12 protein-coding genes are annotated in these 12,592 nt (G+C 60.1%); 4 read left to right on the top strand and 8 right to left on the bottom strand.

The features are described from left to right. Positions 1-29: 29 nt before the first annotated feature. From ABD884_RS23575 to ABD884_RS23550, 6 genes are all read right to left on the bottom strand, one after another. Positions 30-1,412, bottom strand: coding sequence for an MFS transporter (locus tag ABD884_RS23575; RefSeq protein WP_345052981.1), 1,383 nt, complete (start codon positions 1,410-1,412; stop codon positions 30-32). A 551-nt stretch (positions 1,413-1,963) separates the two neighbouring features. After that, complete coding sequence (locus tag ABD884_RS23570; protein ID WP_345052976.1) at positions 1,964-2,647, bottom strand: cupin domain-containing protein; 684 nt, start codon at positions 2,645-2,647, stop codon at positions 1,964-1,966. Positions 2,648-2,742: 95 nt separating this feature from the next. Next, entirely contained in the window at positions 2,743-3,933 is a 1,191-nt protein-coding gene (locus ABD884_RS23565; protein WP_345052969.1) for an oxamate carbamoyltransferase subunit AllG family protein, read from the bottom strand. Then, entirely contained in the window at positions 3,930-4,550 is a 621-nt protein-coding gene (locus ABD884_RS23560) for a hypothetical protein (RefSeq protein ID WP_345052962.1), read from the bottom strand. Before ABD884_RS23560 ends, ABD884_RS23565 begins: the two co-directional genes overlap by 4 nt. 14 nt (positions 4,551-4,564) lie before the next feature. After that, entirely contained in the window at positions 4,565-5,488 is a 924-nt protein-coding gene (locus ABD884_RS23555; RefSeq protein ID WP_345052957.1) for an NAD-dependent epimerase/dehydratase family protein, read from the bottom strand. Between the two features lie 145 nt (positions 5,489-5,633). Beyond that, positions 5,634-6,857 carry an aromatic ring-hydroxylating oxygenase subunit alpha gene (locus tag ABD884_RS23550; RefSeq protein WP_345052952.1) on the bottom strand — a complete coding sequence of 408 codons (1,224 nt, stop codon included), beginning with the start codon at positions 6,855-6,857 and terminating at the stop codon, positions 5,634-5,636. 170 nt (positions 6,858-7,027) lie between these two features. Here ABD884_RS23550 and ABD884_RS23545 point away from each other — a divergent pair, with 170 nt between their 5' ends. Continuing rightward, the gene (locus tag ABD884_RS23545) at positions 7,028-8,296 is read left to right on the top strand and encodes an amidase (protein ID WP_345052949.1); all 1,269 of its coding nucleotides are present in this window, start codon (positions 7,028-7,030) and stop codon (positions 8,294-8,296) included. Positions 8,297-8,389: 93 nt separating this feature from the next. On the opposite strand, the gene ABD884_RS23540 is transcribed toward ABD884_RS23545, so the two are convergent. Together ABD884_RS23540 and ABD884_RS23535 are read right to left on the bottom strand one after the other, a co-directional pair. Then, on the bottom strand, positions 8,390-9,394 hold the full coding sequence (locus tag ABD884_RS23540; RefSeq protein ID WP_345052945.1) for a PDR/VanB family oxidoreductase: 1,005 nt from the start codon (positions 9,392-9,394) through the stop codon (positions 8,390-8,392). Next, complete coding sequence (locus tag ABD884_RS23535; RefSeq protein WP_345052939.1) at positions 9,391-9,924, bottom strand: type 1 glutamine amidotransferase domain-containing protein; 534 nt, start codon at positions 9,922-9,924, stop codon at positions 9,391-9,393. Before ABD884_RS23535 ends, ABD884_RS23540 begins: the two co-directional genes overlap by 4 nt. 398 nt (positions 9,925-10,322) lie before the next feature. On the opposite strand from ABD884_RS23535, the gene ABD884_RS23530 reads away from it, so the two are divergent. From ABD884_RS23530 to ABD884_RS23520, 3 genes are all read left to right on the top strand, one after another. Next, on the top strand, positions 10,323-10,757 hold the full coding sequence (locus tag ABD884_RS23530; protein ID WP_345052934.1) for a DoxX family protein: 435 nt from the start codon (positions 10,323-10,325) through the stop codon (positions 10,755-10,757). 141 nt (positions 10,758-10,898) lie between these two features. After that, the gene (locus ABD884_RS23525) at positions 10,899-11,867 is read left to right on the top strand and encodes an acyl-CoA thioesterase (protein ID WP_345052929.1); all 969 of its coding nucleotides are present in this window, start codon (positions 10,899-10,901) and stop codon (positions 11,865-11,867) included. A gap of 44 nt (positions 11,868-11,911) precedes the next feature. Next, entirely contained in the window at positions 11,912-12,565 is a 654-nt protein-coding gene (locus tag ABD884_RS23520; RefSeq protein WP_345052923.1) for a hypothetical protein, read from the top strand. Positions 12,566-12,592 lie beyond the last annotated feature (27 nt).

Here is a 12,592-nt window from a genome sequence, read left to right as displayed (position 1 = left end):
GCTTCTATATGTCGAGTAGGTTCCGGGGTCTAGAGACCGACTTTTATCCCTGCCCTCTCTTTCTGCGTGGTGCGGCCGGGCTCGATCGAACTGGCTTCAGCCAGGGAACGGCCCCGCGTTTCGGGGGCGAGGATGACCGAGACGATGAGGCCGACGGCGGTAAGCCCGGCTGCCATGTACATGACTCCTCCTACCCCGAACTTTTCCAGTCCGATGGGAAGCAGGAAGGTGCCCACCGCGGCGCCGATGCGGCTGATCGCGGTGACGACGCCCATCGCCGTTGCGCGTATTTCGGTGGGGAAGATTTCGTTGGGGTAGGACCATTCCAGGATGTTGGGTCCCCCGGAGAAGAGGGCATAGGCGCTGAATGCGACGATGATCAGCCATGCCGGCCCCTGCGGGAGAGCACCGAGAACTGTCAACGGAATGAGCATGAGGACGAAGGACCAGATCAGCAAGGGCCGTCGGCCGACAGATTCAGTGAGCGGCAAAGCGATGATGCATCCGACGAGGAAGAGGACGCTGATAATGGTTTCGCCCAGGTAGCTGCTGTTGCCGCTGGAGAGTCCGAATGCAGCGAGCATGGTCGGGCCAAAGGTGTACATCGCGAAAAGCGGGGTGACTGCTGCCAGGTAGAAGCCTCCACAGAAGACGACCCTACGGAGGTATGCCCCCTTGAGCAGGGCGGCAAAACCGGCTTTCTTGACTTCTTCGCTTTCCGTGGCAACCAGATTGTGAACATCCACGTCCTGGCCATAGACCCGTCGTGCGACGGCGTGGGCTTCCTCGAAACGGCCCTTGGAGATAAGCCAGCGAGGGGACTCCGGCGTGCCGATGCGCAGCAGCAAGATGATGACACCGGGAACGATCCCGCTGGCGAGCATCCACCGCCAGGACCCGTCACCGAATACTGCAGCGAAGCCGAATCCAACCATGGTCGCCACGGCGGCACCCACGAACCAGAAGACAACCAGCGAGCCCACCATGGCGGCACGCTTCTTGATGGGGAGCCATTCAGTCAGCAATGCTGTGGCGATGGGGTAATCGGCGCCGATGGCCACGCCGATAATGAAACGCAGTGCGATGATCTGCCAGGCCTCGGTCACGAATGCGCAGAGCAGCGAAGCTACAACCAAGGCGATCAGGTCAATCGTGTACATCAGTTGTCGACCAATGCGGTCCGTCAGACGTCCGAAGATGAGTCCTCCGGCAAAAATCCCGATGAGCGCTGCTGCGCCCGCAAAGCTGAGTTCCGCAGTGCCGAGACCAAGCTCGGGGACCATCCCCACGAGGGCGATGCCGACGATGCTCAGCAGCCATCCGTCCAGGAACGGGCCTCCGGCGGACTGGATGAGCAGCTTCTTGTGAAAAGGCAGCAAAGGGCTGCTATCGATTACCGAATTGTTTGACATCCAAACTCCATCGTGGGTGTGTCGGTTTCAAGCCGCGCATGAACGGATTGGGTGGGTGGTAATGAGTACCAGGTGTCCCGGCAAGGTGGGACAAACAAATGGTGGGACAAAAAGGGCCGCTCTTTCGATGCCCTGTTCGCCCGGGATAGATTCAATGTTCGATCACAGAATACAGCGTGTCAAGAGTCACATGAAAATTTCTTAGGGAAATTAGCTCCCAGACACCCCGCGCCCATAACGTGAGGTGGGCTTTTGCCGCTTTGTTGCAGGGTTTTCTCGCGTGCCCATGAAGGATGCATCGCGTTAGGCTTCGCGTCGGGTGGATTTCACCGACTCCGAAGTCTCACAAAACGTTTGATTTAAGAAAACACTTCAACTCGGCCACGGGAGCGGTTGTGGTCGGTTGAAGAAGGATCTGGCATCGCGGTGCGGAACGAGGCCACACGATCCGGGCACTTCATCATTGCCGGCTTGGGCGCGGCGCGTTCGGGCGCGCCAAATTGCCCTTCGGAGCAGGGGCGACGCAAAGGACGTGCTATCAGCACGTCAAATCAGGAATCAACCGGTTCGGAATAGGTGCACCACACCGCTCGCGCCGAGGTCTTGTCATTCTCATTCCAGAGCCTGTGGGGGACTCTGGAGTCAAAGGCTATGGAGTCGCCTGGTCCCAGCATGAAGTCCTCGAATTCAAGCTGAACATGAAGCACGCCTTCAAGGACTAAGCCGTATTCACGTCCGCTGTGGCGAATGAACTCTCCGGGCTTGGAAGATCCGCCCCCGGGGGCATAAACGATCTCCCGGAAATCGACGACTTCATGTGGCGTGGGAGTCAAGAGTTCCCAGCGGACGCCGGTGTCCAAGTCGATCTTCCGGCGTTCGGCCGAGCGGGTAATGAACCTTTCTTCGCCGGGACTCTTTTCAATTCCTTCATACTCCCCCGGGCCTGTTCTGTCCTCGCCGAAGAGAGTATCCATGGACAGTGACAACTCCGATGCGATGGAATACAGGAGGCTGATCGAAGGCGCCACCATGCCCCGCTCCACTTGAGAAATGTGTCCGGCCGAGACGCCAAGCCTTCTGGCCAGCTCGCGCAGCGAGGTCCCTCGCTCGGTACGTGCAGAACGGATTCTGGTTCCGACAGCCAGGCGGGAGGCTTCCGTGGCGCTGCGTTCCTTGGATTCCGCCGTCGTTGCCACAGTCGGTACCTCCGCTTTTGGAATGTAAGTTGTCACCATCCATTATGTGGTACTCGTTCGGTATTTGATGACAGCGGAAGGCCGTGTTCGGGCGGCACCCTACGGTGCAGCCCGAACACGGTCCGGTTCGTTGTTCAGACGGATTCTTCCGAAATCGCGGCTGCTTTGAATAGTTGAAGAGATGGTTCGTATGCTCCGCCGCCGATTCGTCCTTCGAGTCCGCAGGCTTCAATCATCCCGAGGAGAACGATGGGCGCCAATCCTGCATTCAGCACGGAATCACAAGAGACCCCCGTCCGGATCGGCAAGGCTGTATGTTGTGCCGTCATCACGGATTGCGGACGGCTGAGCGCATTGAAGGGCGCATAGTCTGACAGCGCCGTCACGGTGTCCGGCGCGTGGCCGAGCGCGCCCCCGCCCATGCCAAAGAAGTCCACGACCGCGCTGTCTCCGATGGCCCCGAGGACTTTGAGTCCATCGTAGTTTCGTTCGCGGGGTCCGCGAGGAGGCTCTGCTGCGCAACTAAACCAGACTCCTGGTTTGGCGCCTATTTGGATTCCGAACGAAACTCCATTCCCGCCCGCCCGGGTAATCGACGATGTCTTCGGGATTCCCTCGGCAGCTCTGAGGCACAGCGCTGCGGCCGCCATCCACAGGTTTAATGCAAAGGCCGGACAGGAATCAAGGAAGTCCCTGATTCCCGGCGGAGTCTCACCCGTAGCGCTGGAGAGCAGCCTCTCGGTAACAAGCCGGCTGCCTGCAATCGTGCGGTTATGCCCATCGTCACCGAGCTCCAAGGAGTTCCTCATCAGTGGCAGGAGGTCCACCGGTCCTGTTTCGCGTAGTACCGCGGTGAGCCACAGAGCAAGTGTGCTGTTGAGCCAGGTGTGGTGTGCGGTGAGGTGGGGGTCCCTAATGCCCAGTCTGAGGCAGTGCTGCATTCCTTCATTGACGGCGGCATAGCTGCGGGAGCCTGCGTTGGTCCCGTCTTCGACAACATGCAGCGCCATCCCAGGCGAGATGACTCCCGCCAAGGGAACCACGCAGTCGTGGTTCTGAGCGGGTTCGAGTGTGATGTCTCCGTCCGAGAGCAGTCTGAGGGACTCGTCCTCCGAGTCCGCCCAGCCTTCAAGCTGACATGCCTGCATCGCCGAATTTCTTAGCGGTTCCGGGACCTCGGCCCAAGAGCTAAATGGCGGGCCGGCATGGAGTAGCCACTTCCGCCGTTTTGCCTCCGGAAGGACGGTCTCCAGCGTGGTCATTCCTGTCCAGCGTGGTTCTACGGCCATGATGGCGGTTGCTGCCCTCAGGTCGTTGACGTTCACGGTTGTTCAACCCAGGTCTCGGAGATGGCCATTCCTGCGGACTGGCCGGGCCCGTTGAGGAAGTCACGCTCGACGGTCGACCCCGGTAGCCGGCGACCATCCACAATGACTTCCCCTGCATCAGCGATCCTGAAGACCGCAAACATTTCATGGGACCCGGTCCCCGATTCGGGTGCGGGAACGTCGACCGCGAAGGGCTCCGAGAGTCCTCGCCACGTCATTTCGATACTTCGCGGGCCGACCGTTGCGCGTTCCGTCCAGTCGTGGCCATCGAGGGACTGGGTAAACGCCGCTCCTTCGAGGTACTCGAGGTCATCCATGACCTCGGAAGGCCGGAAGAGGACGAATTTCGACACGAAATCTTTGATGAGGAACCTGGCAAGGTCTAGATTGTCGGTCAGAACCAGACGGGTAGCCGGTTCCCGGGCTTCGTAGGGGTTTTCGACAACAACGCTCACCTTTCCGGGGCCAAATCTCGATGCCGCGATGCGGAAATAGACTGACAGGGACGACCATGTACCGTCCGGGTCGGTCTTCAGGTATATGAAGGGATTGTCGCCGGTCCAGGCGACGGCACCGGGGCGGACTACATCGGGCATGGTTTCTCTTTCATTCATCTCTCGCAGGGCGCCTAACTCTTTGAATCCACGGACAGAGGAACGGAGAACCCGCCTCTTTCGCGAAGCTCGAGGAAATTGGTGGTGGGCTTCCAACGAAGTCGTTCTTTTGCCGCTTTCGAGGAAAATATCGAGGCCCGCGCATTGATGTCGAAAACCCCCCGACTGCTAGCGGTTTCCGCAGGTTCCTCGTGGAACAAGCGCCTGTACCATTCCAGGGTCGGCTCAGGATGGCAAGTGTCATCAGCGCTGATGAAGAACGTTCCGAACTTGATATCTTCAACTTCAACGGCTGCCCGGAAGGCCCGCGCCAGATCGGCGGCCTCGATGTAGTAGAAGAGCCACTTAAGATCGGGGTCGTCAATGAACTGGATGAAGTCCTCGAGTGACTCCTCCAGAACGACAGCCATCGGTCGGATGCAGATGACGGAGACATCGCTGCCCCGTGAAACGGCTTGGCCCATGTTCTCCATGATTTGTTTGCTGAGGCTATATGCCTGGACCGGCCTGATCTCATGTTCTTCGTCGACTTGAAGGTACTGGGGGGTCCAATCGGATCGCATTTCCGAAAGGCCGCAAGCTGAAATGCTGGAGCAAAGGACCACTTTCTCCAAGCCGTGCTCTTGTGCCGCCTGCAACACATTCCATGTGCCCAGCGTGTTGACGCGAATGTATTTCTCCGGAGCGGCGTTCCAGTCGTAGTCGATGGCGGCCAGGTGAATTACCGCGTCGGCGCCTTTAAGGGCGGATCTGACGGCGTCGAGGTCCATGACATCGGTGGCGACATATTCCACATCGGATACCGCTCCCCCCTTGGGGCCGCTATCCGCCGGAGAAAGATCAGCGTTGACCACTTCGAAGTTCGACGCCAATTCTGCCAGTACATAGCGCCCCACACGCCCTGATCCGCCCGTAACTACTATTCTTTTGGGTGCCATGAAGTTGTCTCATTCCTAACGATTCTTGAATGGATCCTGGTGCCCTGCCTCGGTGGCCGGGCACGGAAGGCTGACGCAATACGCCACCTGCTGCGATGTCGTGAATTCTTAGCGGGTCCGTTGCGGCCAGCGGCCATGCCGGAGTTCAGACCCCGGCACTCACCGGGGCTGGAGCCAGATCAGCGTCCTGAACAGTCTGGGCATTGCGGGCCTTCGCGTCGGCCGCACGGTACTTTTCGACAAGCCATTCATTCAAACGGACCAGAACTACCTCGCTGGGTGCGTAGCGTCCCCGCGGGGCGTTCCTGGAGAACATCCCTTTCTGGACTGATGTCCACGCGTAGACGTCCTCCTCCATGACTTCTTTGAGGTCCTCAACCTCCATCTTCCACTCCTCTTCGAAGCCTGGCTTCTGAAGCGTGGATTCGGGATACATCCACGTGGCCGAGAACACCGACGTCGTGGGTCCTGTCGGTAGCCACATGAAGTACTTCACTTTGTCCGGCATGGCGATCAAGAGCAGATTCGGGGCAACCGTGACATAGATAAGGCGCCGACGCTCGTCATCTGTCAGATCCGGGAGCACCGGCTGAAGGTTCTTGCCCGTCCTTGTAGGTGAGAGATCCTTCTCCAGACTGATCAGGTCGTAGGCAATGACGCCCTTTTCCGGTTCGTTGACCGGAGAGTCGTAGTCGATGCGTTCGGAGGCGGTGTCGTACATCGGGCACCAGCTCTTGGAGTGCAGATGTGCGCAGTGGTAGCACTCGTCTCCGAAAATCTTCCAGTTCACATCGACGGGGAAGAATTCCTGCGGCGTTGCAGACTTCAAGTGGGGGATGCCCCAGTTAGTGAGGTACTTGGCGAGGGCCGACAGCCGTTCCTTCAACGGCGGGATGTCCGGGTCAAAGGTGACAAAGATGAAGTTTTCCCAGACCTCGGAGCGGATCTCCGGGAGTTGAACCTCAGACTTGACGAAGCAGGGGTTGTCATTGAGATCCGGGGCAGATTGCAGGACCCCGTCCAGCCCGTAGACCCACGAGTGGTAGTCGCACTTGAACCGTCGGGCGTTTCCCTGCCCATCGGCCAGCTTCATGGCACGGTGGCGGCAGACATTGGATTGCGCGCGAATGGTTCCGTCACTCTGACGGACGATCAGAAGCTGTTCATCCAGAGCGTCAACGGTGAAGTAGTCACCTTTGTTCGGGATGTCCGTCGCGCGCCCAATGCACAGCCATTCGTGGCCGAACACGGCGTCCATTTCAAACTCGTGGAACTCGGGTGAGGTGAATGCCTCCGGAGGGAAGGCGACTACTTCGTTGATGTCTCCGCAACTTGCATCGAACGCCTCGACGGGTATGGGGCTGCGCATGGTGGTCTCCTTCTCGTTTAGGGTCTGTCGGGAATGACTGCTCTCATATAGTGTTCTATTACACAGAACATATGTCAACGGGCGTTCTCTGAGAGAATCCACTCGAGCAATTCCTGAACTACAGGTCTCGAGGCAATGGTGGTCTCCAGGGTCGCCGGAAGGAGCTCGCAGTGAATGTATTTGGACCGTGGCCATTGCTTGGTTTGATAGACCAGCTACAGTCGGGCCAGGTATCGGCAACGGACGCCGTGGGTAAGTCGCTGGACCGGATTCATGAAGTCGAAGACGTGGTCTCGGCATGGGTGATGGTGGACGCTGACGGCGCATTGAGGGATGCCGCCGCACTGGACCGGATTCCGCCTTCCGAAAGGAAGCCCCTCCACGGGGTCCCCATCGGAGTCAAAGACATTATCGATGTCGCCGGATTACCGACGCGGTGCGGCTCCATCCTCCGTCAACACCATGTGGCAGCTTCGGACGCCTCGTTGGTCCGGAAACTGCGGACCCTCGGGGCAATTGTCATGGGAAAGACCGTGACGACTGAATTCGCATACTTCAGTCCGGGGCCCACCTCAAACCCAAACGACGCCCGTCATACACCCGGAGGGTCCTCATCCGGGTCCGCTGCGGCCGTTGCAGCCGGCATGGTGCCCCTTGCCCTCGGCTCTCAAACTGCGGCATCAGTTGCCCGGCCGGCCGCGTACTGCGGGGTGGCGGCCCATGTGACAGCCCCTGGAGACTATCCTCACGCCGGCATTACCGGCTTGAGCAGCACTCTGGACGCCGTGGGATTTTTCACGGCCGGGATTGAGGATCTCAGGGTCGTCGACAGGGTAGGCCGGGGCCCTGCCCCGGTCCAGGCAGCACCGCTACAAGTTCGGATGTGGCAACCCGGCTCTTCGTTCGAAGTAGCGGATGACATGGCATCGACTCTAGAATCCGCGGGCGAGATGCTGGAAAGATCAGGTCTGGAAGTGCGCGGGCTGAACTTTGATGTTCAGGCCGAAGAGTTGGTGGATGCCCACATGACCGTCATGGCGTATGAGAGCGTGCGGCTTCGCTCGGAAGAGGCCCAGCATTCTGAGTCACTCAGCGAGCCGCTGCGTTTGCTCTTTAGGCGCGGCAGGACGATTGAGGAACGCGCGTACATCTCGGCTCTGAAGTCGATCCGGGAGCTGAAATCCTGGTTAAGGTCCGAGCTTCAAGGCGCGCTGGTCCTTGCACCTGCCGCACAGTCGCACGCCCCCGTTGGATTGGAATCGACGGGAAATCCACTGCTGAGCCGGCCATGGCAAGCACTGGGTCTCCCAACAGTCGTGGTGCCGGGCGCACGCGGGCAGTCGGGCATGCCGCTTGGACACCAATTCGTTGGTTTCCCGGGTCAAGAGGGGAGTCTCTTCGCTGCAGGGACGCGGCTTGAATCCTTGTGGGGGATCTGAAGACGACGATGAGCCGGGAGGCTGACAAGACATTCCTGTCAGCCTCCCGGCTCATTACTCTCTCGAATTACTCTTTCGAACGAGGACATACCGTCAGATGTTCAGGATGATACGGGCCGACTTTGAACGTGAGACACAAGGCATCATGGTTTCGTTAGCCCCGCGCTCCTGGGGAGTCAGCACTGCATCTCGATGGTCGGGCGTGCCCTCCACCACCTCTGTTTCGCATGTCCCGCAGACGCCCTCGCCGCAGGACCAGTCCACGTCGGCGCCGTTGTCGCGCAACACCTTAAGGCAGGACACCCCCACCGGAACGTGAACCGTTCTGCCGGACTTGAACATGACCACGTCGAAGGGACGCTCATCGGAACCTGGCATGCTGGCCGGGGCGGCGAACCGCTCACAGTGGAATGTCCAGGGACCAAGTGCCGAGAGGTTCTCCAAAGCATCCAACAGGGGGCCCGGGCCGCAGGCATACACGTCGGCATCTGGACCCAGCTCCCCTGTGATGGACGGAAGATCGATCAGTCCGGCCTCTTCGTCGCAGTGCAACACAACCCGGCCGTGGGGCAGCAATGCGATCTCGTCCAGGAGGGCGAGCCGGGCCCTGTTCCGGGCCAAGAAATACAGTCGCCACGGCTGACCCTTCGCCGCGACGGCACGCACCATAGGGAGAATGGGAGTGATCCCGATTCCGCCCGCGAAGAAGACATACTCCCCGGCAGGTTCCAATGGAAAATGATTGCGGGGTCCCTTGACGGTTAAACGGACGCCCTCGGCCAGAGTCTCATGAACCTTTACTGACCCGCCTCGGCTCTTGGGATCCTTCAGTATGGCAATTCGCCAGACGGATCTGTTCCCCGGATCCCCCCACAGGGAGTATTGGCGGCTGAGAGCTTCGCCGTTGCCGTCCGTCCCCAGGACCACATCGATGTGGGCACCCGGATCCCACGCGGGGAAGTCGAGACCATCGATTCGCTTCAGGGCCAGGGAAATGGTGTCCTCGGCCACGTCACGGCGTTCGATGACCCGCACCGGATAACTCTCCTGGAGGGAGTCAAGCTCTCCATCCGGGCGCTGGAGCGTTACGTCAGTCATTTTCCCGTGGTCCTTTCCAAAAGGCCGACGAATGCCTTCATCCAGGCGCCCATGTCGTCCGGCACTCGTGCTGTCACCAGGCTTCCGTCCTCCACAACGCCCTGATCGATCCAAGTCGCGCCCGCGTTTTCCAGGTCAATCCGGATGGACGGAACGCTGGTCAGGCTTCGACCGGCAACTATTCCGGCGGAAATGCCCACCCATCCCCCGTGGCAAATCATGCCGATGGGTTTGCCGGAGGCGTTCATGCTGCATAGGAACCGGAGCACGGGCTCGGACCGCCGGACAATGTCCGGCGCAAAGCCGCCCGGAATCAGTACGGCATCAAAAGAACCCGCCTCCAGTTCCTCGAAGCTCTTGTCCGCGGCCAGAGAGCGAAGACCGGATTTACCCGCCAACGGCCCACCTTGGGGACCCGCGAGCGTGACGGTGGCCCCGGCTTCTCGAAGTCTGTACAACGGATAGATCACTTCGGACTCCTCGAAAAAGTCGGCGGTGACAATTACGACGTGGATGTTCTCCAGGGACACGGTGGGTACCTTTCTTGGTGGAAGGGGAGGAATCAACTGACATCAGTGTTCTGTGTAAGTGAACACTTGTCAAGAACCTGCGATGCAGCCATGGCTCACTTCGCCGGATTTTGGGCACATTTCACAAATTTCAGAATGCACTGACCCTGCCTGCCTTGACTAATGTTGGTTGTTACCTAACACCTGCCTGAAGGAGCATGCTCACAGCCAAGACGGCTGCCGGGCGCAGGAGAGGGGTTCGGATTCCCGCGCCTCTGTGTCTCGTGCCGAGATGCACCCCGGTCGCGCTTTTTGACACTTCAAGCAAAGTTCGCGAAACTTGACTTGAAGCTTCAACAAATCGGCATTCGCCGCAGGCTTCGAGACAGCCAACCGCTACCCGGAAACGATGCAATCACATGAACAAGTCCACCCTGACCAACACAGCCCTTACCGTCCTGCGCGTCATCGTCGGCTTCATCTTCGCCGCGCATGGCTGGCAGAAATTCAACGAATTCACCATTACCGGCACCCAAGCCGCTTTCGGCAAGATGGGCGTCCCGGCCGCAGACATGGTGGCCCCGATCGTCGCTACCCTTGAGCTGGTCGGCGGCATCGCTCTCATCGCCGGTGTTCTGGCCCGCGTCTTCGCTGCACTCCTTGCGCTGGACATGCTCGGCGCCCTGTTCCTGGTCCACGCCCCCGCCGGCCTATTCGCAGACAAGGGCGGCTACGAATTGGTCCTGGCCCTCGCCGCCGCAGCGGCTGCAGTTGCACTGACCGGCGCCGGTCGGATCTCGGTAGACGCCGCGGTCTTCGGTCGGAAGGGTTCCAGGCTGGGCGTCCTCGCCTAGTATCGCGTTCGCTTCCACGCCGGCGACACCTGAACGGGCTGGCGACTCTCGTATCCGGGCGTCGCCAGTCCGTTTGCGCGTCCCAGATCGATTTGACGTCATACAGCGCATCACCAGACCCGCCGTCGATACACTCACGTCATGAGCGAGCTCCCCTCCCACTCCGTCACCTTGCGGTTCCTTGCTTCCCCCACCGACGTCGGACACAGCGGATCCGTCGACGCCGGCACAGTCCTTGAGTGGGTGGACAAGGCTGCTTATGCAGCAGCTGTTGGCTGGGCGAAGTCCTACTGCGTCACGGCGTACGTCGGCAACATCCATTTCGCCGATCCCGTGAACAGCGGCGACATGGTTGAGGTGGAAGCCACCATCGTCTACACGGGCCGCTCTTCCATGCATATCCGGACCATCGTGACCTCTGGCGACCCCAAGGGCGGGGCCGCCACGATGAGCAGCCAGTGTTTGGTGATCTTCGTTGCAGTCGGTTCCGACGGTCGCCCGGTTCCGGTCCCCCAGTTTGAGCCGTCGACGCCGGAGGAGACGGAGCAGCGCGACAACACCCTCGCGCGGATCGCCGTGCGGGAGAAGATCGTCGAAGCCATGAACGCCCAGGAATATACCGACGCCGGCACGGCCGAGCGCGTGGTCCTGCGCTTCATGGCAGCCCCCACCGACGTGAACTGGGGCGGGAAGGTCCACGGCGGCATCGTCATGAAGTGGATTGACGAGGCCGCCTATGTCTGCGCTTCCCGTTACAGCGGCAAGGACACCGTGGCCGTGTTCTCCGGCGGCGTGCGCTTCTACCGTCCCCTCTTGATCGGCGATGTAGTGGAAGTCGAAGCCCGGCTGGTTTACACCGGCAACAAGGGCATGCATATTGCCGTGCACGTGCGCTCAGGAAACCCGAAGAGCCGCGAGATGAACCTCACTACCTACTGCCTGACAGTTATGGTGGCAAGGGACGAGAGCGGAACGTCCGTTCCGATCCCGCCATGGGTCCCGAAAACCGACGAGGACCGGCGCCTGCACGCGCACGCCCGCGAGCTGCTCGAGATCCGCGGACGGGCTCCGGGAAACCGGCTGCCGGACCACTTGCTGACTGGCGGGTAGGCGCTGCGCGACCATGAGGGTCCCACCGATGCCGAAGGCTACCCATGAAAATCCCGAGTCCATTCCACAGGCCAATATCAACACTTTTGTCAGCCGTCATCGTCGCCGCAGCGCTCGGGGGGTGCGCTAGCGGCGCTCCGGCTCCAGTCAGCCCGTCCGGACCTGCGGCGTCAAGGCTTGACCCGAGCACGGAGGATCTCTCTTGGGACAACGGAAACAGGATTCTGGGGGACGAAAACGGTGGACACACTCCCGACATCGGCACCTCCCTCGGGGATCCGACGTCCGGATGGCAGACCGACAACAGCACTGTCGCGCCAGATGGGGTAACGACATTCACCTCGCAGAACACTCAATGCAAAGTCAGGACGACCCAGATGCGCAATCAGCCCTCCGAGCTGGTCGCCGGGGACGATAGGGAATCGACCCTGAAGGTTCTCTCCATCCTCGCCCCGGGAGAGAAGGACCTCGTCGCAAGCGCCAAGGACACCACCCTAAGCTACGGTGCTTCCGGAATCCGCGATGTGGCCATGCTGTCTGTCAGCTTTCAGTCAGGGAACACCTACGACTTCACGGCTATCCGGACGTTCAGCAAGCCGGCGGTGACCATCGAGGTCGAAGCAATTTGCCCGACCCTCGACACACTCAAATCAACCTGGTCAGCGATCCACAAGAGCATCACGATCAATGCACTGTAGTGCACGGACCGGACAAGCCCGAGCCGG

The organism is Arthrobacter methylotrophus, assembly GCF_039539965.1.
Classification (GTDB): Bacteria; Actinomycetota; Actinomycetes; order Actinomycetales; family Micrococcaceae; genus Arthrobacter; species Arthrobacter methylotrophus.
This window is presented reverse-complemented; position numbering and strand designations above follow the sequence as displayed.